The organism is Sphingobacterium olei, assembly GCF_005048855.1.
In the GTDB taxonomy this organism is placed as follows: Bacteria; Bacteroidota; Bacteroidia; order Sphingobacteriales; family Sphingobacteriaceae; genus Sphingobacterium; species Sphingobacterium olei.
Genome location: NZ_SUME01000007.1, coordinates 106,908 through 129,519 on the forward strand (window position 1 = coordinate 106,908; position 22,612 = coordinate 129,519).

The following is a 22,612-nucleotide window of genomic DNA, read 5'->3' on the forward strand; positions in this document are numbered from 1 at the left end:
CCGTTAAGCTTCAATGACCGCATCGTTTACAATGGCAAAAATCTGTGTATCGACCTCTTTGGAAATAATGCGCAAGCCGGTATACTTTCCGAAGGCAGGAAGTGTGAGTTGCTTATTTTTCAGGTAAAAACAGGGTAACCTAAAACTTTGTCGTCCTTTTGTTTCTATCACACATCCAGGATGGATGTGTCCGACCAAGTTAAACATGTGCTCGGGTAGATCAGCTACTGGTTCATGCGACAAAACAAGACCTTCGGCTAGTATTAGCTTATCTTTTTGTCGGATTACAGTTGATTTTTGCCATATGTCATCTGGTAATATATCGTGATTACCTTTCGTCAGCACAAAATCTATATGCGGAAAATTACTCAGATAACTAATTAATTCAGTCCAGTCTGCATTCCAATCGGAGTGAAAAAGGTCGCCCAGAAACACAACCTTTTTAGTGGGCACCTCCTGCATCAATTCACCCAGCATATCGAGTTCATGTCGTATTTGTGGTGGAGGAACAAAAAGTCCTTCTTTCCGGAAGTGCGTTAATTTGCCGAGATGCCAGTCTGACACAATGAGCATTGCGTAATGCGGTATATAAACTGCCTTTTGGGGCAGTAAGAATATTTCGAGGTTATTTAATGTCAGCTTTTTAGCCATCTAATAATTGTCCTTTTAATTTTTCCAATCGACTTTGCCAATCTTCGTTGCTATACCGTTCACGGAATGATTCCGAGAATATAGGAAAAGAAAAAGGCGTCAGTTTTAACGGTTTTGCAAGCACGATGTGATGATCTTCAATACGCTCGAATGCCTGCTGCATTCGTCCTTCTTCCAATTGGAAGTCAAAAACTTCGTCATAGGCTTCCCGCAAAAGTAAATTATTCGGATCATAATCTTCAAATACGGAAAAGAATAATCCCGAATTAGCCTGGAGGTGCTTACTTTTCATCTGCTTGCCCGGATAGCCCTGAAACACCAAGCCGGCTATACCTGCTATATCTCTAAATCGCCGACGCGCCATCTCCTGCACATTAATTCCCGAGGAAATATCGGCATGCAAATTATGCGGCGTCAATAAGTTCATTAAAAACGGGACGTCTATTTCGTATTCCGTGTCTGTCAACAACTCTATCCCGTACTCATTGGTCGCAATACTAAAGGTTGCCGGTTTTATTTTCCCTAATCGATAGGCAATTACCTGAGCCATGCCTTCATGTACTAATTTTCCATCAAAAGGATACAAGAAAAGATGAAATCCGTATTTAGTCTGTATGTATTCCACGAGCAGTTCACCTTCTTTCGGAAGTATAGAACGATTTGATTGTTCAGCGAATAAAGGGCGGAGGAATTCGATCTCAGGACTAGAGACCTTATCTTTGTGTATATTTGAAAAACTGTGACGAATAGCTGTTCCTAAATCAGGAGAGATAGCAAAACGCCCTCCCATCCAAGAAGGGATGACACCTTTTTTCTTTTCCGAGGGTTTGACTATAGCGTCATTAGCACGTACTTGTATCAATTCCAGCTGTCGCCCCGAAAACCAGAATACATCTCCGCTATTTAATTTGGAAATAAAGGACTCTTCAATAGAACCCAAGTATTTTCCGGACATAAACTTAACACGCATCATGATGTCAGATACGATAGCACCAATGCTAAGACGATGCCTTAATGCTAATTTACGGGACGTCACTTTATAAAGTCCATCAACTAGCTCTAGGCGATGAAAATCATCATAGGCTGTGAGTGCGGCACCTCCATACAACAATAAGGCCATACATTTATCAAACTCTTCTCGAGAAATAGATGAATAGCAGTGTGTACCTTTTACTTCAGAAAATAACTGTACAGCATCAAATCCATCACCTACAGCGAGCGTCATCAAATATTGTACGAGCACATCGAAAGATCGGATATAAGGAATTCGCTGCTCGATAATATTTTCTTTAACTGCATATTTTAGGGAATCTCCTTCTATAATTTCTAAAGAATTCGTCGGAAGGTAATAAATATAGGAAGTTTCGTGCGGGCGGTGACCAGATCGCCCCGCGCGTTGCAGAAACCTCGCAACACCCTTTGGGGATCCGATTTGAATCACACAATCTACCGGTCTAAAATCAACCCCTAAATCCAGACTGCTCGTACAAACGACAGCCTTGAGTTTTCCTTCATGCAAAGCATCTTCTACCCACAGACGGATTTCATCGGATAAAGAGCCGTGATGTATAGCAAGCAATCCCGCAAATTCAGGATAGAACGTAATGATCTGCTGGTACCAGATTTCTGCTTGCGATCGCGTATTGGTGAAAATCAACGTGGAATGATATTTCCGGATAATATCTACGACTTTATCCAAAAGACGTACACCAAGATGACCCGCCCAAGGAAATTTTTCTAAACTATCCGGAAGGATAGTTTCAATCTGTATCTTCTTCTTCAATTTGGCTTTAACCATCACACCACGATGATGATGCCCCAGTAGTATCTCCCGTGCTTCCGGAAGGTTTCCAATTGTCGCTGAAATCCCCCATATCTTCAGCATTGGATTAATCGCTTTCAATCGACTAAGTGCTAATTCTATTAATACCCCCCGTTTACTACCCAACAATTCATGCCACTCATCCACAACAATAAACTCAAGTTGCCTAAAATAATCCGTTGCCCCTTTAGAAGCCAACAACAGATGAACGCTTTCGGGTGTTGTTATAAGGGCCTGAGGAGGATTTTTACGCTGTTTCTGACGATCAGTACTAGACGTATCTCCTGTGCGCAATTCAATTTTGTAATCCAGTTCTAAATCCGTGCTTACCTGTGTGGTAGCCTTATAAATTTCTTTCGACAGAGCACGCAAGGGAGTGATCCAAAGAGCATGCAATTGTTTCTTTCTCGTCTTTTTTTTCTGGAACTGGGGATGATTGTAATAATGGTCTAATATACCAAACCAGATTCCAAAGGTTTTACCAAACCCCGTAGGTGCATTTAGCAAACCAGAATTTCCCTTAGATATAACTTTCCAAGCTTCTTTTTGAAAGGCATGTGGTTTCCATCCTTGATTGAAAAACCAAACATCAGCGAGTTGATTCATGTTTAGCATTTATCAGATGTAATAAATCTTCCTTTGTATTTGCTTCTAATGCGGGCTTGTCCCTACGCCACCGTACAATCCTGGGAAACCGCAAAGCGACCCCGGATTTATGCCTGCTGCTGAGGTTAATACCCTCAAAGGCCAGTTCAAAAACGAGTTCAGGTTTCACGGATCTGACAGGGCCGAACTTGTCTATTGTATTCCGTTTAATCCAATTATCTATTGTAATAAGCTCTTTGTCAGTAAGTCCGGAATACGCTTTTGTAAAGGGTACCAACGCGCCATTGTCCCATACAGCGAAGGTGTAATCTGTAAACAAATTAGCCCGCCTGCCGTGTCCCGACTGTGCATAAATGAGCACACCATCTATTGTCATTGCATCCGTTTTCCATTTCCACCATTTGCCACGCTTTCTCCCGACTTCGTAAGGACTATTTCTATTTTTAATCATGAGCCCTTCGGAAAAGTATTGCCGCGCTTGATTTCGATATAACTCTGCTTCTTCCCAATTATTAAAAATCTTTTCTTCGGATAGCAAAAGGACACCGTTTACCGGATACGTAGCTAATATTTCCATCAGTAACTGTCGTCTCTTTGCTAATGGCCAATCGCGTATATCATTGCCCTGCCATTCCAATACATCATAGCAGATCATTACCAACGGTATGTCTTCCAATATCTTCTTAGAAAGATTCTTCCTTCCAATACGCGTCTGCATCAGCTGAAAATCTAACGGACGATCATTTTTCCAAGGAATTATCTCTCCATCTAATACGGTACCGTTTGGCAAGATATCCTTTAGAGGGAGAAATTCGACAAACTTTTCGTTCATAAGATCCTCTCCTCTACTCCATACAAATATTTCATCTTCACGCACGATCAGCTGTCCGCGGATACCATCCAGCTTTGCTTCCAATATCCAATCCGTTAAATCCCCTAACTCCCGGGGGTTGCCCTCCAACGCATAGGCCAAATAGAACGGATAGGGCAAAAAATGCTTCCCTTCGAGATGTTCCTCTGCAAATAAAGTACCCATGGTCTCCTCAAATGGATTCCATTTTCCCATTAACCGATGTTCTATAACAGCTTCGTCATAATTCAGATACTTAGCTATAGCTTTGACAACTAATTTTTTAGAGACGCCAACCCTAAAATTGCCAGTCAAGAATTTATTAAAAACAAAAAGGGAACTACCGCTTAATGCTGACCAATACGATAAAACCTTTAATTTTTGTACAGCTGGTTGATCTGTCCGTAAAATAATAATATCTTCGAAAACACCTTTTAAGGAGAAATCCTTTTGGGGCATGGATGGCGGGATGGTGAGGGTTATGGTTTCCGCTAAATCACCCACTACATAATAGCATTCTTCTAACAGCCATAAAGGAGTATCAGACATTTCAGAAGCCCAGACTCTAAGATCTGTAGTTTTAATCGGTCTCCTAGGTTTATTTCCGGTTAAAATGGCTATTGCAAAAACTTTGTCCTCCTCACCCGCTATCTGCAAATAGCGCAATATGGCATCAACCTTCTGATTAGTCTTGGTCGTGCTGTCGATTGCCTCAATTAGCTCAACAAATTTTCTCATAGCTCAGATTCCTCCTCCTCGTCGTTATAAACCGTCTTAAGTATAGAGGCAGGAATTCCAAAATGATTCGTTACCCATTTTGAAAAAATGCTTTCATAGCCATGTGTTACGTATACATGTTTAGCGCCCGTTTGCCGAATAGCTTGGTTCAATTGATCCCAGTCGCAGTGGTCGGACAGTGCAAAACCTCTGTCGACACCTTTTCTTCTACGCGCTCCCCGAAGCTGCATCCAACCGCTGCACATCGCGATACGGTATGGCTTAAGTTTCCTTAGCCAGGGTGTGTCACTGGCGGATGGTGGGGCGACTATTAAAGCAGATCGCAATGCTGACCGATCGATATCGGGGCTAATATACTTTCCTGGAAAGTGATAACCTATTTCGGCAAGTGCATTATTGGTATTTGCTACCGCTCCGTGCAGATATACTTCACCAATTGAGGGATCAATATGTGCGAGAATATTTTGGGACTTCCCTAGCGAATAAGCTAATAGCACCGTATTATACCCTTCGTCGGCATTCTGTCGCCACCATGAATTGATATCCTGATAAATCAACTCGGGCGGTGGGAAATGATAAATAGGAAGACCAAATGTACTCTCTGTTATAAAATGATCACATTTCACGAGCTCATAAGGTGTGCTTACACCGTCTTTTGCTATCTTGTAATCGCCGGTAAAAAGCCAAACTTCATCCTGAAATTCCAAACGTATCTGAGCTGAACCAATAATATGGCCGGCCGGGTGAAACGATATTTTAACACCATTTATTTCGAAGACCTCGCCATATGCCACTCCCTGACTAGAATTTTCAGTCCCCAATCGCAGCTTTAAAATAGGTAAAGTATGATGATGACAAATATAATGTTGCATTCCCCAGCGCATATGATCACTATGCCCATGGCTTATTAATGCAGTTTTTACGGGTTTCCAAGGGTCAATATAAAAATCGCCCTGCTTACAATAGAGGCCATTCTCGTCGACAGTAAGTAACCTCCCCATGCATTAGATTTCAATATTTCCTTCTCTTCCGGCATCTGTTTTATCTCCGGTTACCGAAGTCCAGAGTACTTTAGCCATCGAAACTATTTTATTATCTTTTGTTTCCCAATAGCGGATATCGTGCGGCATAATTTTAATCAATACGATATCCGGATCTTCCCGGCCCTTTTCAAACCAGCCTTCTACCATTTTATTCCAGTATTTATCAATCCGTGCTTGGTCTTCTGAAAAAGAGCCTGTACCATATACGCTTAAATATGTGAAATCACTGTTTTTAGAAAAAAACAGTTGGACATTCCCATCTTGTAATATGTCCGTATATTTATCACTTGATTTACTGCCCAAAAACCAAATATCCCCATTATCCTCTACCTCCTGCACACTCATGGGTGTCGCATGAATAGGTCTTAAAGACAAACCACTACAAAACATACAAAAATCTATACCTTCGGCAAGCTCTTTCAATTTGTCTATTCCTTCTCTTCCAATATAATTTAATTCGCTCATAACATATAAAATCTAGTTATTTAAACAACAAACCCTATACTAAATAGTTTTGGCTAGATTTTATCTGCTAATAATTTGCGGTTATATTCCTTGCGATTATAATTGCGTATAAAAGCAAATATCTCTAAGTTTGCGTTATGAATAACTATGCGGTAATCTTTGATATGGACGGCGTAATCGCACATACGAATCCGTACCATGCTAAAGCCTTTGAAGTCTTCTTTGACAAGTACAAGATTCCTTATAGTGATGTAGAGTTTGAGCATCATATGTATGGAAAACATAATTCATATATTATGAGCCATTTTTTCAAAAAACCAATTGCCGGAGAAGAACTTTTGCAACTGGAAAACGAAAAAGAGGGACTATTTAGGGAAATATATAAATCAGAGATAAAATCTATTCCAAATTATGTAGCCTTTTTAGATGATTTGAAAAATAGTGGTTTTAAAACCGGTGTAGCCACCTCCGCTCCGAGAGCCAACATGGATCTTGTTATCGATGGGTTGGGTATCCGTCCGAAAATGGAATCATTATTAGCCAGTGAAAATGTCACTAAGCACAAACCTGATCCTGAAGTATATTTAACATCCGCCCAAAATTTAGGTATAGACCCAAGTCGTTGTGTCATTTTTGAAGATTCGTTTTCGGGAGTATCCGCGGCAATTAATGCAAATATGAAAGTTGTTGGCGTATTAAGCTCACATACAAAGGAACAACTTCCTCCCTGCGATCTTTACATTCATGATTATACTGAAATAAATGCTTCAAAAATCTTAGCCCTATTAACGAAATAATGTTTGAAGAAGCATTAGCTCTATTACCAGATACATCGAGTTGGGTACTGTATCTTACATGTGCGCTATTGATAGGTATGTCTAAAACGGGGATTCAAAATATAGGTTCATTAGCATTGCCTCTATTTGCCATACTTTTCGGTGCAAAATACTCGACCGGTATTGTACTTATATTACTTGCTTTTGCAGACTTGATGGGTGTGATCTACTACCGCAAGCAACTGGTATGGTCTGAAGTCCTTAAACTACTGCCGATGGCGTTGGTCGGGTTAACTGCGGCTCTGATTATTGGTAAGTATATCGACGACACATCTTTTAAAATAATAATGGGGGCCTGCATTATTTTGGGGATAGGGATTATGTTTTGGATGGAGAAGCTTGGCAAGACGAAACAGCTTACCATCACCAATGGAAATTGGTATTCACCACTTTTCGGTTTTATCTTGGGGTTTTCGACTATGATCGGTAATGCTGCAGGCCCCGCACTATCCGTTTATCTATTAACGAAGAACTTAAATAAATATGCTTTAGTAGCCACTGGTGCATGGTTTATTATGATCTTAAATTATATCAAAATTCCCTTACAGGTCTTTGTGTGGCAAAATGTAAGCTGGGCAAGTGTATTATTGAATTTTATGGCACTTCCATTTATTATATTAGGAGGAGTACTGGGGATAAAACTCGTAAAATTATTACCTGAAAAAGAGTTCCGTATTATTATTACGGGTATGGTCATCATTTCCTGCCTCTTAATGATTTTTATCTAGCTACTTCCCCGACACTCTTGCATTCGAGAGTTAAAATTTAACAAAAAAACTGTGTATCTTTGTTCTAATGGATGTAAATTCTTTATTGGAACGCGCCTTGAATTTTGATTTTTTATCAAAAGAAGAAGGTATTTATTTATATCATCATGCGGCTACCGCAGATCTAACTTATGTGGCCAATGAGCTTCGTAAAGTTCAGGTTCCGCACGGTAAAGTAACCTGGCAGATAGACCGGAATGTAAATACAACGAATGTATGTATTGCCAACTGCAAATTCTGTAATTTTTTCAGACGTCCGGGGCATGAAGAAAGTTATATTACAGATATAGAGACATACAAGCAAAAAATTGAAGAGACATTTAAATACGGAGGTGATCAACTTTTATTACAGGGAGGTCATCATCCGGATTTAGGTATCGAATTCTATGCTTCGCTATTCAAACAATTAAAAGATTTGTATCCTGCTCTTAAACTGCATTCGCTAGGTCCACCGGAAATTGCGCATGTTGCCAAGTTAGAAGGCATGAGCCATCTTGATGTACTTACTGTTCTCAAAGAAGCGGGACTAGACTCGTTACCTGGTGCCGGTGCTGAAATATTAAATGATCGTGTCCGTCGATTGATTTCTAAAGGTAAATGTGGGGGTCAGGAATGGTTGGATGTCATGCGCGCTGCACACAAAATTAATCTCCCCACTTCCGCCACAATGATGTTTGGGCATATTGAAACTATCGAGGAACGTTTTGAACATTTAGTCTGGATACGAGAAGTACAGGATGAAAAGCCAGAGGGGCACCACGGATTTATCGCCTTCATACCTTGGCCATTTCAGGACGATGGGACACTCTTGAAGCGTCTACGTGGTATTACCAATGATGTAACAGGGGACGAATATGTACGAATGATTGCATTAAGTCGTATTATGTTGCCTAATATCAAAAATATTCAAGCATCTTGGCTCACTGTCGGAAAACGAGTAGCTCAGTTATGCCTACATGGCGGAGCAAATGACTTTGGCTCTATTATGATTGAAGAAAACGTAGTTTCGGCAGCAGGAGCTCCTCACCGCTTCACTTCGCAAACTATCCAAGATGCAATTGCAGAAGCTGGGTTCGAACCCCAGCTCCGTACACAGACATATCAATTCAGAGAGATTCCCGAATCGATGGTAGAACAAGTAATTAATTATTAGATTTGAAAGATATTATCTTAAATATTGAAGCGCTGATCTTTGCTTCCGAAGAAGGAATATCCGCTAGTGATATTAAGCAAGTATTACAAGATGTCCTTGCTATTGATATCAATAAAGAAGAAGTTTTAGATTTTTTAGGTAAGATAAAATTGAAATATGAAAGCGAAGACACGGTCTTTTCGCTTTTCTTAATGAATAACCAATACCAGTTTTTAACGAAGGAAATCTATCATGAAGCGATCAATCATTTGCAGGCTCATCGTGACCGAAAAAAACTAAGTCAATCTGCTCTTGAGACATTAGCCATTATAGCTTATAGGCAACCGATTACAAAAATAGAAGTAGAACAGATTAGAGGCGTGAATTGCGATTACTCCATCCAACGTCTATTGGAGAAAGATTTAGTAAAAATAGCCGGAAAAGCCGAAAGTATAGGTAAACCTTTGCTTTACGCAACGAGTGACCAATTTATGAATCACTTTGGCATTAACAGCGTCAAAGATTTACCACAGTTAAAAGACATAGTAGCTGAAGAAAACAGTATAGGAGACACGATAGAATAAAATTTCCTTGGCAGCGTTTTATCTTTTTCAACAACCTGAAAAACAACACTATAATTTTTAAAAAAAGTTTATAGTTTCAAATATCTTCTCTAATTTTACGTTTGATATAACAACAGTAAGAATACTATAGCTATGATTAACGAGACTGTAAAAAGTAGTGAAATTGATGAGCGTTTAATCAATTTTAACGGTCCTGAAGATGATTCAGAAGATGTTTATGATGATGATTTTGATTTAGAAATTGATTCTGTAAGCGGGTTTGATGATTTTGATGACGAGGACGAGGATTTCTAGGGCAATACTGTAAATCTATCTACCTAACCATTTCAAACGTTACAAGAAAAGGCAGCGTAAAAGAAACACTTGCCTTTTCTTTTTTTGAAAGTGTCCGGTTATTGATGCTTACCCGTTTGCAACGGAATTAATGAGCCCCGTCAAAGCGAGATCGGTTATTTAATCAGGGTCTGCCTTTCAATAACACCAAGAGAACCTTCCTAAAATTTTTTATTTCTTGTGAAGTTGTTCGTAAAGATCAATTACCTTTTTTTGTAGTTCGATAACTTCGGTTTCCCGTTGTTGAAGTTTTTTATTGAGTTCATTCACTTCATCAACTTTGGCTTTATCTTCTTCGGAATCTGAAGTTGATAATAATTGGACTAATGTTAAACCAAATAGCTTTGAAATTTGATTCAGACGAGACAAGTTCACATCGGTGATACCTGTTTCGATTTTGGAAAATGCAGGAATCGATATATCTAATCGCTTTGCTACATCTTCTTGACTCCACCCCTTCTGGTGTCTAAGTAATCTAATTTTTTTTCCTAATGCATTCATCGGTAAAATGTATGTTATTATTTCAAAAGTAAAAAAAATATATTAAAGAAAACAATATTTAATGAATGTTTTAGGCCTTTTTTTGGAGAAATTTGTCGGCGAAACCTAATAAATTTAAACCAGTATAGTTATTTGAACTCATAAAAAGCATATTAACACCCTCACTATCAAACTGTTCTAAAGTAACATACAAGCCTTCTAATTCAGTAATGATATGCAAGTTAGGATAATCAAACACCTCCATAACCTTTTCAACAATATTATCCAATAATATATTTTTTTCTTTAATACTATTTTTATTAATGAATACTATAGAAAAATCAGATTCCTCCAAGCTCCCGCCATACTGAATTACTTTAGAATCATCGATGACTTCATACGGATTCAATTCAATTACTGTCAATAATTTCGAAGTAGAAAATTGTTCCTTAATTGCATGTATACTGGATCTCAATTTGGATGGTGTATGTGCAAAATCTTGATACACAACGCTTCCATTTTCGCTCGCCACAAATTCCAAATAACGAATAGAACTCTTGAAATCTTTAATAGCATCATAAAAATCTTCCCGCTTTATCCCTAACCATTCGCATACAGTAAAGGCTCCGGCAATATTAGATAAATTGTGTTTCCCTATTACTTCCAACGGGATTTCGCGCTCGCCTACTTGCAAAAATGTGATTCCTTTGTTGATGGTATAAGATGGCAATTTATATCCATGTCGATTTATCTTACAATCCATGGTTTCTTCAACGATCTTACGAAGATTATGATCGTCCTTATTATAAATTAGAGTCCCTTTGGCAACAATAGTATCAATAAAAGTTTCAAACTGTTTATAATACTCTTCTTCAGAGATCAAGGCTTTAAAATTGTCCCAATAAATATTACTGATAAGGGCAATATTAGGATGATAGTAGTGGAATTTTGATTGATGATCTATTGATGACGCAAAGAACTCATCGCCTTCGATGATTATAATCGGGGCGGAAGGTGTGAGTTTTATCAGTGAATCGAAGCCCTCTAATTTCGCGCCTACAAGATAGTCAAACTCCTTACCTATTTTTTTCAACACATGCATTATCATACTGGTTATGGTTGTTTTCCCATAACTACCAGCTATCACTACGCGTGTTTTCTGAATGCTCTGTTCGTAAACAAATTCAGGAAATGAGTAGATTTTAATGTTCAGTTCCTGAGCTTTTTTGAGTTCAGGATTATCCGCTGACGCATGTTTTCCCAAAATAATAGCATCTAAATCAGATGTTATCGCTTCAGGGTGCCATCCCAATTCTTTTGGCAGCAGCCCTGATTGGCGCAATCTGGATTTAGAGGGTTCGACGATCTGATCATCAGAGCCCGAAACCTGATGACCTGATCTGGCTAAGCTAATTGCCAAATTGTGCATTACACTGCCACCTATTGCTATAAAATGAATACGCATGAACTATTTCTTAATAAATTTTGCAGAACACCAAACATCCAGCTTTTTACTTTCTTTAAAGAATAAGTTTAAACTTTCACATTTTTGTCGGATAATCATTAAATCTTCTTCGTAATAGAATCCGCTCATATATAATTCACCATTTTCAACCAAGGCTTCTGCATACACGTCCAATTGATCTAGTAGAATATTACGATTAATATTTGCCACTATCGTTTCAAATGCATTATCACCAATAACCTCTTTCGATCCCAAATGCGATGTAATGTTTGAAATTCCGTTCAACTTTTTATTCTCTTCAACACTTTCGACACATATCGAATCGAAATCTACAGCCATGATCGACTCAGCCCCTTTCTTGGATGCTAAAATAGCGAGTATCCCAGTACCGCATCCCATGTCTAAAACCCGCTTCCCTTCAAAATTGTTTTCTAAAATAAAAGAAAGCATCATGGATGTCGTCTGATGATGACCGGTACCAAACGACATTTTAGGATCTATAACAATTTCGTAAGCATATTCGGGGTGTGCTTCGTGAAATGTAGCACGCACATAGCACTGATCATCCACTACGATGGGATTAAAGTTACTCTCCCAAAGTATATTCCAATTCTGTTCCCCTAATTCGTTAATTTCATAGTCTAAATGAAACCCATCCGCTTGTGTCAAAATAAGTGTTTCTAAAGCCTGGACATCAAGATTAGCAGAAGGTATATAGGCTACAAAACCGTCTTGGGCGTCCTCAAAGGTATCAAAACCAATTTCACCTAATTCGGCAATAAACAAATCCTTCTGCCAATCTTCTATATCAGAAGAAATAAAAACTACTGAAGCATACTTCATTTTATGAATTAAAAACTTTTACAATTTCTAAAAAATCACGGGATTTTAACGAAGCTCCTCCAATTAGCCCCCCATCAATATCAGGTTGCGAAAATAACGTACCTGCATTAGAAGGATTGCAACTTCCGCCGTAAAGGATGGTCGTATTATCAGCAATCTCCTGGTCGTATTGATTAGCCACCGTTTCCCGAATAAAAGCATGTACTTCTTGAGCTTGTTCCGGAGAAGCGGTCAACCCTGTGCCAATCGCCCACACGGGTTCGTACGCCAATACTACATTTGTGAACTCTTCATTTGACAGGTGGAACAATCCTTTTTCCAATTGAGCTTTTATCACATCAAAAAAACGTTCCGATTCGCGTTCATCTTTTGTCTCTCCAATACAGAAAATAGGAACTAAATTATGCTTCAACGCTGCATTTACTTTTTCTGCCAAAAGTTCGTCTGTCTCGCCGAAATAAGCACGACGCTCGGAATGACCTAAAATTACATGGGAAGCACCAATTGATTTTACCTGAGAAGCCGATATTTCACCTGTATAGGCTCCCGATTCTGCCTGGTGAATGTTTTGCGCCCCTATCGCCACGTTAGAGGACGTAGAAGCCAATTTCCCTAGACTTGACAAGTGAATAGCCGGACTGCAGACAACAACATCCTGAGTGCCTATTACCTCATCTTTTACCATATTAACGATTTCGGAAAAAAGGCTCACCCCTTCTTCGTAATTCAAATTCATTTTCCAGTTTCCCGCAACAATGTTTTTACGCATGATTATTTATTTTTTAGTATTGATTATTCTATTTCTTAATTCGTCGGTATCATCAAATACCCATTTATAACATTTTTTATCCAAAGATGTTATATGTCCATGTTTGGCAGCTGCTTTTCGCTCAAGCATCAAACCAAAAGCCTCGAATCTATAAGCCTCGATTTGCGTATCGGTAAGCCATAAAAAGTCCGGCACAAATTTGGGAATAAATTTCGAAATTGCAACCTGCGCCCCAACTCCGATTACCGTTCCGGTATTAATTTTAGATTGGATCCCCAACATACTTTGGTCCCCAATAATAACTCCGCATTTTAATAAACCCGTATCCCGCAAATCCTCGTAAACATAGTCGTATATTTTCACAGTCTTCCAATCGTTTTTCAGATTCGAATTCGTCGTTCCCGCACCCAAATTACACCCTTCGCCAATTACCGCACACCCAAGATATCCTTCGTGCCCTTTTGCTGAATTACCCCAAATAACAGTATTATTTATTTCTCCCCCTACTGTACTGTTGTCCCCAATTGTCACATTCGGATATATCCTCGCCCCAGATTTGACTCTACTGTTTCGACAGATCGCCGTAGGCCCTTTAATCGTAACGTGACTTTCTATCACTGCACCTGCAGCAATATAGATCGGCCCGGAAGACGAATCTAAGTGTACATATTGTACATTCGCCCCCTTCTCAACATACACTTGATCACCAACAACTTGATTCGAACCGGTTTCTTCCTCGAAATTCCCCAGCTTCTTAATATATCCTAGATCAAAAACAATCTGATCGGCGTTAAACTTAAATATATCTTCCGAATAACGGATTCTTCGAAGCTCTTTATCAAAAATCACAACATTTTCCCAGTTACCTTCCAGATCACCGAATGCTGTCAGATTCCGTGTATAACTTGCTATCCATTCCCCTTTTTGATCTAGTAAACATTCCCCTACTTTAAGATCAAGCAGTACGTCTATCAGATCTGTATCAGGCAAAATGTTGGAACTCACTACCAAAACATTAGCCGAAACAGTAATGTTTAACGGAAATTTTTCTTTTAAATGATCTACCGTCCAATGACTTACTATACAATTAAAGATAATTTTCCACTTATCTTCCAAGGTGTAGATTCCAACCCGTAAATTACCAACCGGCCTAGTGGCTACCAACGGAAATAAATGTCGGCGACTATCCATACGATCGAATAAAACGAGTTGAGAAAACATAAGGATAAAAATACAAAAAATCCCGATAAGAGACTTATCGGGACTTTGATATACTGAAATATAATCTAAGCGATTATTTTTTGTTGTAACGTGTACGGAATTTATCGATACGTCCAGCAGTATCAACTAACTTCATTTTACCTGTATAGAACGGGTGTGAAGTATGAGAAATCTCTAATTTCACTAATGGATATTCATTACCATCTTCCCAAGTAATTGATTCCTTTGTGTCTACACAAGATTTAGTTACGAAAGCATAGTCATTTGACATATCTTTAAAGACAACTAATCTGTAGTTTGATGGATGTAAATCTTTTTTCATTTTATCTTATGATTACTATATATTCAACAATTGAGGTGCAAAGATAATTTATTCCAAACACAAAAGCAAGATAATATTTAATTTATTGCCTATTTTTGCACCAACATCTTATTGCCTATGTTTGAGCAATATTGCTTGGCAAAGGTAGATAGAATTTAGTAATTTAAAACAGCATTGAGGAATAAAATATCACTACTTTTTTCTACTTTTGCTGATTATTCGAAAAATACAAAATCATGAGTATTGCATTATCCGAACAGGAACAACAACGCAGACAAAATCTTCAAGGCATCATCGATTTAGGAATCAACCCTTTTCCTGCTGATGAATTTGAAGTGAATGCTACTGCAGAAGATATATTGGAAAATTACGAAAGAGATAAACTCAACTATAAGAGCATACGAATAGCTGGCCGAATTATGAGCCGCCGTATCATGGGAAGTGCTTCTTTCATTGAAATCCAAGATGCTACGGGACGGGTCCAGGCCTATATAAAGCGCGATGATATATGTCCGGAAGAAGATAAAACGTTCTATAATACCGTTTTCAAAAAACTATTAGACATTGGCGATATCGTTGGTATTGAAGGTTATGTTTTTACGACGCAGACGGGAGAGATTTCCGTTCACGCACAAAAGCTTACCATTCTTACCAAATCTCTACGTCCGCTGCCAATCGTAAAAGAAGCCGATGGAAAAACTTTTGATGCTTTCACAGACCCTGAATTACGTTATAGAATGCGTTATGTGGACTTAATCGTCAACTCGCAAAACAAAGATATTTTTGTAAAGCGCACTAAATTATACAGCGCGATGCGTAACTTCTTTAACGAAGCAGGTTATATGGAGGTAGAAACCCCGGTACTTCAAGCTATTCCCGGTGGCGCTACCGCACGCCCCTTTATCACACATCACAATGCATTAGATATCCCTTTATACCTTCGCATTGCAAACGAGTTGTACCTAAAACGACTTATCGTTGGGGGGTTTGATGGTGTATACGAATTTTCCAAAAACTTCAGAAATGAAGGTATGGATCGCACGCACAACCCAGAGTTTACGGTCATGGAAATTTATGTAGCTTATAAGGACTACAATTGGATGATGAAGTTTACTGAGCGTCTTTTGGAGCATTGTGCAACTGCCGTAAATGGCACAACAAAAGCAATTTTTGGGGATCAAGAGATCGACTTTAAAGCACCTTTTAAACGTATTTCGATGACTGATGCCATCAAGCATTTCACTGGTTTTGATATCACTGGTAAATCGGAAGCAGAGTTGCGCACAGCAGCTACTGAAATGGGAATTGCGGTAAATGAAACGATGGGTAAAGGAAAATTAATTGATGAAATTTTTGGAGAAAAATGCGAAGGTAAATTCATTCAACCGACCTTCATTACAGACTACCCTATCGAGATGTCTCCACTCACGAAGAAACATCGCGATAACCCGGAACTTACAGAGCGTTTCGAACTGATGGTATGTGGTAAAGAAATTGCAAATGCATATTCCGAACTAAATGATCCTATAGACCAACGTGAGCGCTTTGAAGATCAATTACGTTTATCCGAAAAGGGAGATGACGAAGCCATGTTTATCGATCAGGATTTCTTACGTGCGCTTGAATATGGTATGCCACCAACCTCTGGCTTAGGAATCGGCATGGATAGATTGATTATGTTCTTGACAAATACTCCATCTATACAAGAAGTATTGTTCTTTCCACAGATGCGCCCTGAGAAAGTCGTTAAAGGAGCGTCTGAAGAAGATTACATTATGCAGGGAATCTCAGCAGAATGGATTCCGGTACTTCAAAAAATGGGCTTTACTACCATTGAAGCACTCAAGGAAGCAAATCCAAACAAAGTATTTAACGATTTAGGCGGAATGCGCAAAAAGATGAAACTAGATATTCAAATGCCAGCTAAAGAAGATGTATTAAATTGGTTTAGCTAAATCAGTAAAACGCAAGGTCTGGAAAATTTCCAGACCTTGCGTTTTTTATATTACAATCAAATATTTATGCTGAAATTGATATGTCCTCGACCTCTTTTAACACTTCCTCGGTCACTTCTTTCTCAACCTTTTGCCAAGTAATATAAGAGTGTACAAGCCGACCATCCGATAAAATAGGATCTACCGATTTCTGATACAGCACATCGCCTTCAAAATCAATTTTCCGAAGCTGCTTACCACCTTCCCAATTTGGAAACAACGATGTTTGAATAGAATACAATACGCTTGCTGCCTTATTATCGACATTATATTTTCCGCTAAAAGCAATATAGCCTCGCATTCTTTCTGTCAACTCATCTTCTGTCGCATTCATCCGGTCTCCCGAAACATATGTATGCTCTCGGGACGCGGAAATTTGAACAGACATATGTCCATCTGGAGCATAAATTAGTAAGCCTTTAGGAGACTTTCCCATTGGAAAACCGGAATCTCCGCCATCTAATGGAACTTCGATATAGGATAGTAGTCGCCATGTTCCTACAAGTTCATTTTTCAGTGATGCCATTTGTTTTTATTTTACTACAATAACGCTAAAGTTCACTAAATAGTTTGTCACAAAATTGTGGTATTGTTATTTTCTTTATTTAAAATTTTAGTACATTTAAAAAAGGTTTTGACTGTAATGATTTTATCCCCGATAGATACTGTAGCGCATATTTCCAAAGAAGATTTTATAGAAAACTATTTCAAGCCGCAAAAGCCAATTCTGATCAAAGGATTGGCAAGACAATGGAAAGATTTTGACAAATGGAATTTAGATTACATTTATCAAAAAGTAGGCAACCAAGAAGTGGGATTGTACGATAACAAACCTGCGGATCCCAATAAGGCTACTAACGAGCCCGTTACTAAGATGAGGTTTAAGGATTACATCAATCTTATCCGATCGACACCTTCTGACCTTCGGATCTTCTTTTATATCATTACAGATCATCTTCCTGAACTATTAAAAAATTTCAGCTATCCCGATTTGGGTTTTAAATACTTCAAGCGCATTCCTACCTTATTTTTTGGCGGCAGTGAGGCTCGGGTATTAATGCACTACGATATTGACTTAGGCGACCTCCTACATTTCCAATTTGAAGGCAAAAAGCGTGTGGTGCTTTTTGCTCCGGATCAAGCTCCTTTCTTATACAAAGTTCCTCTTTCGGTACACACTGTATATAATATTGACTATGAAAATCCGGATTATGAAAAGTTTCCAGCTTTAAAGTATGCCAAAGGTTACGAAATTTTCATGGAACATGGAGATGCCCTATTTATGCCCAGTGGATACTGGCATTTTAATCGGTATTTAGAAGCTGGATTTTCGATATCCCTGCGGTCATTTCCCACTCACCCATCTCGTTTAATAAATATGCTTAATGAAGTTTTCGTTATTCGATATACCGATAAAATCATGCGTAAGCTTTTCAAAAAAAAGTGGGTTGACCATAAACAACGTAACGCATTTAAGAAAAGTCAAAAGGCACTTCAGCATTATCTTAGCACACATTCATCCAATGCTTAATATGAAATGTCCTTGCGGAAACGAACGAGATTTCAGTTCGTGTTGTGAAATAATACACCATGATCTCTCGAAAGCTGAAACGGCCGAAAAGTTGATGCGTGCACGATACACGGCTTTTGTATTAGGTAACATCGATTTTCTCTATCACACTTTTCACCCTACAACACGACGGTATCAGACAAAAAAAGAAATCGAATCCTGGGCAAAGCAAAACAAATGGATGCAACTTGAAATTTTGAATTCGACGTATAGCACTGTAGAATTTAAAGCGTACTATTTAGATCAGCACTTTGATGTACAGGTGCATCATGAAAAGTCAAAATTTAAGCAAGTCCAGCATATTTGGTATTATGCAGAAGGTATGTTAATAAATTAACTGTTAACATAAACGTAACCTTATTTTTACAAGAGCCTAATAATAGACTCATACATTTGAATAAATAAAAAACAATATGTTATGATAAAAGACTTAGAATTAACACCCTTAGAAATCTTCTTTGAGAAAGCAGAATTGCTTTATGATGGAGACGATTATGTCGTATTGGAAGATTAAAAACGACTGTTTACTTAAACGTATAGGTTTAAGTAATTAAATTTAAAAACAAACACAATCCAACTATATAACAAAGGCTAATCTTCGATAAGATTAGCCTTTTCTTATAGAAGCATATATTAGCTAACTACTGAAATAAGCACGGACATTTTTGCCCTCCATCCAGTTCATGAAAGCTTTGTTCACCACCTTGTTTCCACCCGGAGTTGGATAATCGCCCGAAAAATACCAATCTCCTTTATGATTGGGACAAGCCACGTGTAAGTTATCCAATGTCTGGAAAATCACTTCTAATCCGGCTTTCAGATCATGTGGTCTTACAATAGCGGCAATTTCTTTAGAAATTTCTTCATCCGTAAAAGGTTCATAAATCGCCTTGACATAGTTTTCTACCTCATCCTTCGGTTTGGTAATAGAAGCCAAACACTTTTGGTATACCTCCTCAATAATATGAGACATGCCTTTTTGTTTCAATAAAGATATCGCTGCTTCGAATGCAACGAACTCACCCATACGGGACATATCGATACCGTAACAGTCAGGGTAACGGATTTGAGGAGCAGAGGATACAATAACAATTTTCTTCGGATTGAGACGATCTAAGATCGTTAAAATAGATTGTTTTAGCGTAGTACCTCTTACAATGGAATCATCTATGGCCACAATCGTATCTTCATGATCCTTTACGATTCCGTAGGTTGTATCGTATACATGCTGAACCATATCCTGACGGTCTGCATCTTGTGTAATGAAGGTACGCAATTTTGCATCCTTAACATTCAGCTTCTCAAAACGAGGATGAAGATTTAAAATCCCTTCCAATTCTCCGTCAGAAATTTTGTCATTACGGTTTAAAAGTGCATTTTTCTGAAAATCCCGGACATATTGGTTGATTCCTTCCATTACTCCATAATACGAAACTTCTGCCGTATTTGGAATAAAAGAAAACACGGTATTATTGATATTCTTATTAATTGCCTGTAGTATTTGCGGACACAGTAATTGTCCCAAAGCTTTACGTTCTTTGTAAATATCTGCATCTGACCCGCGAGAGAAATAAATACGTTCAAAAGAACACGATTTCTGTTCTGCCGGTTGTCTAAACATTTCCTCCGTTACGGTACCATCCTTTTTGGCAATCAGAGCATAACCGGGTTTTATTTCTTTAACCGTATTTAACGGTACATTAAAAGCCGTTTGGATTACAGGTCTTTCTGAAGCAACTACTAAAATTTCATCATCTTGGTAATAAAATGCTGGACGTATACCCGCTGGATCACGCATTACGAATGCATCTCCATGACCAAATATACCGGCAATGGTGTATCCACCATCCCAGGTCTTTGCAGAACGGGTTAAGATTTTGGCAACATCTAGATTTTTGCCTATTTGTGCGCTGATCTCAATATTAGAATATCCCTCTTCTTTAAACTGATCAAAAAGCTCTTGATTTTCATCATCTAAAAAATGTCCAATTTTTTCTAATACTGTGATGGTATCCGCTTGTTCTTTCGGATGCTGTCCTAGATCATATAACTGTTGTAGAAGCTCATCAACATTCGTCATATTGAAGTTACCCGCTACCACCAAGTTACGTGTCATCCAATTATTTTGGCGTAAAAACGGATGACAGCTTTCAATACTATTCTTACCATGGGTACCATAACGCAAATGCCCCAGCAAAACTTCGCCTGTAAAACTAACATTATCTTTTAACCATTGTGTATCCTTTGATTCCTCCGGATATGCCTTATTTACAGCAGCAAATTTTTTCTGAACGTATTCAAAAATATCTGCCACAGCAGTTGATCCCATTGCCCTATACCTACTGATATAGCGATGGCCCGGTTTCACATCAAATTTAATGGTCGCGATTCCTGCGCCGTCCTGACCACGGTTATGTTGTTTCTCCATAAGGAGATACAATTTATTGATTCCGTAATAGGGCGTACCGTATTTTTCTTGATAATAAGACAGGGGCTTTAATAGTCGAATAAGTGCAATACCACACTCGTGTTTTATAGCGTCACTCATAGCTTGAATTGATGCTGCAAAGGTAGTAATATTTTAAAGATTATCCACACAGTAAAAAGTATCAATTTGTGATATATGACATTCGGTACATAAAAAACAAAACCACGGCCTCAGGAGAAGCCGTGGTACTAATTTAGGTAAAAATTGAGGGAATATTTTACAGCTTTTCGCCGTGTTGTGATAAGTCCAAGCCAATTTCTTCTTCTTCATCTGTAACACGTAATGGTGTGAGTGTATCGGTAAGCTTCAATAAGACAAAGGCCATTATTAATGTAAAAATAGTGGCACCTATTAAACCTATGACATGCGCAACAAACAAGGAAGTTTCGCCAAAAAACAGACCATTTGATTCAACGGCTGAATTTATCGATTGATGTGCAAACACTCCTGTTAACAACATACCTACCATACCTCCTACACCATGACTCGGAAACACATCCAATGTATCATCTAATTTTGATTTTGTTCTCCAATCGATCACCAAACGGCTAACAATTGCTGCTACCGCCCCTATAACGAGCGAATGTGGCACTGTGACAAATCCAGCTGCCGGTGTAATAGCTACTAGACCTACAACCACTCCTATACACACTCCCATCGCTGACGGTTTAATACCCCTGGCCGCATCAAAAAAAATGTACGTAAGCGCTGCTGCGCCCGAAGCAGTGGAAGTAGTTGCCAGTGCCGTGGCTGCCAACTGTGACGCTCCGAATGCAGACCCCGCATTAAACCCAACCCAACCGAACCATAACATACCAGTACCTAATAGTACATATGTTATACGTGCAGGCGTATGTTCTTTGAAATGTTTACCTTGTTTAAGGTAGATCGCTGAGGCTAATGCGGTAAGACCTGCGGACATATGCACTACTGTACCACCCGCAAAGTCCAATACTCCCATTTTAAACAGGATGCCATCAGGATGCCACGTAGCATGTGCTAACGGTGCATAAATGAACACAAAGAACAATCCAATAAATAAGACATACGAAGTAAACTTAATGCGTTCCGCGAATGCCCCCGTAATTAAAGCTGGCGTGATAATCGCAAATTTTAATTGATACATCGCGAACAATGTAAAAGGAATAGTTGGCGCTCCCCCCCAGGGCTGCCCGTCCAAAACTCCGTTAAACATAAAATAGGTTGTAGGATCTCCAATAATACCCCCCACAGAATCTCCAAAAACCAATGAGAATCCAAATACTACCCAAATTACCGCCACAACAGCCATGCAAATAAAACTTTGTAGCATGGTTGAAATAACGTTTTTCTTCTTGACCATACCTCCATAGAAGTAGGCTAAACCTGGCGTCATTATCAATACTAAAGCAGTTGACGCTAACATCCAAGCCACATCAGCACCATTATATTCATATTCCACTCCATCGTTCGGCAAAGAAGGATTAAAAAAAGCCAAAACGACAATCAAAAACATCAATAAAATTGGTAAAAATGATTTTTTCCCTGATAAACTCATAACATATTATAATTATTTGAAGCAAAAATACATTTTTATTGATAAAATCAAACAAAAGACCTTATTTTTTTTGAAAATTTTTAAAAAAATAATCAA

Annotated in this window: 22 protein-coding genes; 8 read left to right on the forward strand and 14 right to left on the reverse strand. The window is 38.6% G+C overall.

The genetic code is table 11. The annotated features are described in order from the left end of the window. Nucleotides 1-3 precede the first annotated feature (3 nt). Genes pdeM through FAZ15_RS16580 form a run of 5 tightly spaced genes read right to left on the reverse strand, consistent with a single transcriptional unit; the run spans nucleotide 4 to nucleotide 6,175 of the window. Complete coding sequence (pdeM, locus tag FAZ15_RS16560) at nucleotides 4-651, reverse strand: ligase-associated DNA damage response endonuclease PdeM (RefSeq protein WP_136902435.1); 648 nt, start codon at nucleotides 649-651, stop codon at nucleotides 4-6. After that, nucleotides 644-3,079: a ligase-associated DNA damage response DEXH box helicase gene (locus FAZ15_RS16565; protein WP_136902436.1), complete on the reverse strand. Its 2,436-nt coding sequence runs from the start codon at nucleotides 3,077-3,079 to the stop codon at nucleotides 644-646. The genes pdeM and FAZ15_RS16565 overlap by 8 nt, the downstream gene beginning before the upstream one ends. Then, nucleotides 3,063-4,667 carry an ATP-dependent DNA ligase gene (locus tag FAZ15_RS16570; protein ID WP_136902437.1) on the reverse strand — a complete coding sequence of 535 codons (1,605 nt, stop codon included), beginning with the start codon at nucleotides 4,665-4,667 and terminating at the stop codon, nucleotides 3,063-3,065. The genes FAZ15_RS16565 and FAZ15_RS16570 overlap by 17 nt, the downstream gene beginning before the upstream one ends. Then, the gene (locus FAZ15_RS16575; protein WP_136902438.1) at nucleotides 4,664-5,668 is read right to left on the reverse strand and encodes a ligase-associated DNA damage response exonuclease; all 1,005 of its coding nucleotides are present in this window, start codon (nucleotides 5,666-5,668) and stop codon (nucleotides 4,664-4,666) included. Before FAZ15_RS16575 ends, FAZ15_RS16570 begins: the two co-directional genes overlap by 4 nt. A gap of 3 nt (nucleotides 5,669-5,671) precedes the next feature. Beyond that, a complete protein-coding gene (locus tag FAZ15_RS16580) occupies nucleotides 5,672-6,175 on the reverse strand; it encodes a pyridoxamine 5'-phosphate oxidase family protein (RefSeq protein WP_136902439.1) in 504 nt (167 codons plus the stop codon). 137 nt (nucleotides 6,176-6,312) lie between these two features. Between FAZ15_RS16580 and FAZ15_RS16585 the strand changes: the two genes are divergently transcribed. The 5 genes from FAZ15_RS16585 (at nucleotide 6,313) to FAZ15_RS22745 (ending at nucleotide 9,788) form a co-directional block, all read left to right on the forward strand. Then, nucleotides 6,313-6,972: an HAD family hydrolase gene (locus FAZ15_RS16585; RefSeq protein WP_136902440.1), complete on the forward strand. Its 660-nt coding sequence runs from the start codon at nucleotides 6,313-6,315 to the stop codon at nucleotides 6,970-6,972. Continuing rightward, nucleotides 6,972-7,739: a sulfite exporter TauE/SafE family protein gene (locus tag FAZ15_RS16590; protein ID WP_136902441.1), complete on the forward strand. Its 768-nt coding sequence runs from the start codon at nucleotides 6,972-6,974 to the stop codon at nucleotides 7,737-7,739. Before FAZ15_RS16585 ends, FAZ15_RS16590 begins: the two co-directional genes overlap by 1 nt. A 67-nt stretch (nucleotides 7,740-7,806) precedes the next feature. Further along, complete coding sequence (gene mqnC, locus FAZ15_RS16595) at nucleotides 7,807-8,931, forward strand: cyclic dehypoxanthinyl futalosine synthase (protein WP_136902442.1); 1,125 nt, start codon at nucleotides 7,807-7,809, stop codon at nucleotides 8,929-8,931. 2 nt (nucleotides 8,932-8,933) lie between these two features. After that, nucleotides 8,934-9,494: an SMC-Scp complex subunit ScpB gene (scpB, locus tag FAZ15_RS16600; RefSeq protein ID WP_136902443.1), complete on the forward strand. Its 561-nt coding sequence runs from the start codon at nucleotides 8,934-8,936 to the stop codon at nucleotides 9,492-9,494. A 132-nt stretch (nucleotides 9,495-9,626) separates the two neighbouring features. Then, nucleotides 9,627-9,788, forward strand: coding sequence for a hypothetical protein (locus FAZ15_RS22745; protein WP_181182459.1), 162 nt, complete (start codon nucleotides 9,627-9,629; stop codon nucleotides 9,786-9,788). Between the two features lie 210 nt (nucleotides 9,789-9,998). On the opposite strand, the gene FAZ15_RS16605 is transcribed toward FAZ15_RS22745, so the two are convergent. From FAZ15_RS16605 to FAZ15_RS16630, 6 genes are all read right to left on the reverse strand, one after another. Then, nucleotides 9,999-10,328, reverse strand: coding sequence for a helix-turn-helix domain-containing protein (locus tag FAZ15_RS16605; protein WP_136902444.1), 330 nt, complete (start codon nucleotides 10,326-10,328; stop codon nucleotides 9,999-10,001). Nucleotides 10,329-10,398: 70 nt separating this feature from the next. After that, on the reverse strand, nucleotides 10,399-11,772 hold the full coding sequence (locus FAZ15_RS16610; RefSeq protein WP_136902445.1) for a Mur ligase family protein: 1,374 nt from the start codon (nucleotides 11,770-11,772) through the stop codon (nucleotides 10,399-10,401). Nucleotides 11,773-11,775: 3 nt separating this feature from the next. Next, on the reverse strand, nucleotides 11,776-12,615 hold the full coding sequence (prmA, locus tag FAZ15_RS16615) for a 50S ribosomal protein L11 methyltransferase (RefSeq protein ID WP_136902446.1): 840 nt from the start codon (nucleotides 12,613-12,615) through the stop codon (nucleotides 11,776-11,778). A gap of 1 nt (nucleotide 12,616) precedes the next feature. Next, the gene (tpiA, locus tag FAZ15_RS16620) at nucleotides 12,617-13,384 is read right to left on the reverse strand and encodes a triose-phosphate isomerase (RefSeq protein WP_136902447.1); all 768 of its coding nucleotides are present in this window, start codon (nucleotides 13,382-13,384) and stop codon (nucleotides 12,617-12,619) included. A gap of 6 nt (nucleotides 13,385-13,390) precedes the next feature. Beyond that, on the reverse strand, nucleotides 13,391-14,605 hold the full coding sequence (locus FAZ15_RS16625) for a putative sugar nucleotidyl transferase (protein ID WP_136902448.1): 1,215 nt from the start codon (nucleotides 14,603-14,605) through the stop codon (nucleotides 13,391-13,393). A 73-nt stretch (nucleotides 14,606-14,678) separates the two neighbouring features. Beyond that, nucleotides 14,679-14,927 carry a type B 50S ribosomal protein L31 gene (locus FAZ15_RS16630; RefSeq protein ID WP_136821761.1) on the reverse strand — a complete coding sequence of 83 codons (249 nt, stop codon included), beginning with the start codon at nucleotides 14,925-14,927 and terminating at the stop codon, nucleotides 14,679-14,681. Between the two features lie 236 nt (nucleotides 14,928-15,163). On the opposite strand from FAZ15_RS16630, the gene lysS reads away from it, so the two are divergent. Further along, nucleotides 15,164-16,882 (forward strand): lysine--tRNA ligase, encoded by a 1,719-nt coding sequence (lysS, locus tag FAZ15_RS16635; RefSeq protein WP_136902449.1) that lies wholly within the window; start codon nucleotides 15,164-15,166, stop codon nucleotides 16,880-16,882. A gap of 64 nt (nucleotides 16,883-16,946) precedes the next feature. Here lysS and FAZ15_RS16640 read toward each other — a convergent pair whose 3' ends face one another. Then, nucleotides 16,947-17,447, reverse strand: a complete 501-nt coding sequence (locus FAZ15_RS16640; protein WP_136902450.1) for a lipocalin-like domain-containing protein — start codon at nucleotides 17,445-17,447, stop codon at nucleotides 16,947-16,949. Nucleotides 17,448-17,564: 117 nt separating this feature from the next. On the opposite strand from FAZ15_RS16640, the gene FAZ15_RS16645 reads away from it, so the two are divergent. Together FAZ15_RS16645 and FAZ15_RS16650 are read left to right on the forward strand one after the other, a co-directional pair. After that, on the forward strand, nucleotides 17,565-18,452 hold the full coding sequence (locus FAZ15_RS16645) for a cupin-like domain-containing protein (protein ID WP_136902451.1): 888 nt from the start codon (nucleotides 17,565-17,567) through the stop codon (nucleotides 18,450-18,452). A 1-nt stretch (nucleotide 18,453) separates the two neighbouring features. After that, complete coding sequence (locus FAZ15_RS16650; protein ID WP_238387286.1) at nucleotides 18,454-18,828, forward strand: YchJ family protein; 375 nt, start codon at nucleotides 18,454-18,456, stop codon at nucleotides 18,826-18,828. 300 nt (nucleotides 18,829-19,128) lie between these two features. On the opposite strand, the gene FAZ15_RS16655 is transcribed toward FAZ15_RS16650, so the two are convergent. Next, nucleotides 19,129-21,039 (reverse strand): amidophosphoribosyltransferase, encoded by a 1,911-nt coding sequence (locus tag FAZ15_RS16655; RefSeq protein WP_136902453.1) that lies wholly within the window; start codon nucleotides 21,037-21,039, stop codon nucleotides 19,129-19,131. A 157-nt stretch (nucleotides 21,040-21,196) separates the two neighbouring features. After that, a complete protein-coding gene (locus tag FAZ15_RS16660; protein WP_136902454.1) occupies nucleotides 21,197-22,516 on the reverse strand; it encodes an ammonium transporter in 1,320 nt (439 codons plus the stop codon). Nucleotides 22,517-22,612 lie beyond the last annotated feature (96 nt).

Excerpts from the sequence above, each read along its gene's own strand:
- tpiA (WP_136902447.1), bottom strand. The coding sequence starts at position 13,384 with ATGCGTAAAAACATTGTTGCGGGAAACTGGAAAATGAATTTGAATTAC.
- FAZ15_RS16630 (WP_136821761.1), bottom strand. The coding sequence starts at position 14,927 with ATGAAAAAAGATTTACATCCATCAAACTACAGATTAGTTGTCTTTAAA.
- prmA (WP_136902446.1), bottom strand. The coding sequence starts at position 12,615 with ATGAAGTATGCTTCAGTAGTTTTTATTTCTTCTGATATAGAAGATTGG.
- FAZ15_RS22745 (WP_181182459.1), top strand. The coding sequence starts at position 9,627 with ATGATTAACGAGACTGTAAAAAGTAGTGAAATTGATGAGCGTTTAATC.
- FAZ15_RS16640 (WP_136902450.1), bottom strand. The coding sequence starts at position 17,447 with ATGGCATCACTGAAAAATGAACTTGTAGGAACATGGCGACTACTATCC.
- FAZ15_RS16580 (WP_136902439.1), bottom strand. The coding sequence starts at position 6,175 with ATGAGCGAATTAAATTATATTGGAAGAGAAGGAATAGACAAATTGAAA.
- FAZ15_RS16585 (WP_136902440.1), top strand. The coding sequence starts at position 6,313 with ATGAATAACTATGCGGTAATCTTTGATATGGACGGCGTAATCGCACAT.
- FAZ15_RS16625 (WP_136902448.1), bottom strand. The coding sequence starts at position 14,605 with ATGTTTTCTCAACTCGTTTTATTCGATCGTATGGATAGTCGCCGACAT.
- FAZ15_RS16575 (WP_136902438.1), bottom strand. The coding sequence starts at position 5,668 with ATGGGGAGGTTACTTACTGTCGACGAGAATGGCCTCTATTGTAAGCAG.
- mqnC (WP_136902442.1), top strand. The coding sequence starts at position 7,807 with ATGGATGTAAATTCTTTATTGGAACGCGCCTTGAATTTTGATTTTTTA.
- FAZ15_RS16565 (WP_136902436.1), bottom strand. The coding sequence starts at position 3,079 with ATGAATCAACTCGCTGATGTTTGGTTTTTCAATCAAGGATGGAAACCA.
- FAZ15_RS16570 (WP_136902437.1), bottom strand. The coding sequence starts at position 4,667 with ATGAGAAAATTTGTTGAGCTAATTGAGGCAATCGACAGCACGACCAAG.
- FAZ15_RS16655 (WP_136902453.1), bottom strand. The coding sequence starts at position 21,039 with ATGAGTGACGCTATAAAACACGAGTGTGGTATTGCACTTATTCGACTA.
- FAZ15_RS16650 (WP_238387286.1), top strand. The coding sequence starts at position 18,454 with ATGAAATGTCCTTGCGGAAACGAACGAGATTTCAGTTCGTGTTGTGAA.
- lysS (WP_136902449.1), top strand. The coding sequence starts at position 15,164 with ATGAGTATTGCATTATCCGAACAGGAACAACAACGCAGACAAAATCTT.
- FAZ15_RS16660 (WP_136902454.1), bottom strand. The coding sequence starts at position 22,516 with ATGAGTTTATCAGGGAAAAAATCATTTTTACCAATTTTATTGATGTTT.
- FAZ15_RS16645 (WP_136902451.1), top strand. The coding sequence starts at position 17,565 with ATGATTTTATCCCCGATAGATACTGTAGCGCATATTTCCAAAGAAGAT.
- pdeM (WP_136902435.1), bottom strand. The coding sequence starts at position 651 with ATGGCTAAAAAGCTGACATTAAATAACCTCGAAATATTCTTACTGCCC.
- FAZ15_RS16605 (WP_136902444.1), bottom strand. The coding sequence starts at position 10,328 with ATGAATGCATTAGGAAAAAAAATTAGATTACTTAGACACCAGAAGGGG.
- FAZ15_RS16590 (WP_136902441.1), top strand. The coding sequence starts at position 6,972 with ATGTTTGAAGAAGCATTAGCTCTATTACCAGATACATCGAGTTGGGTA.
- FAZ15_RS16610 (WP_136902445.1), bottom strand. The coding sequence starts at position 11,772 with ATGCGTATTCATTTTATAGCAATAGGTGGCAGTGTAATGCACAATTTG.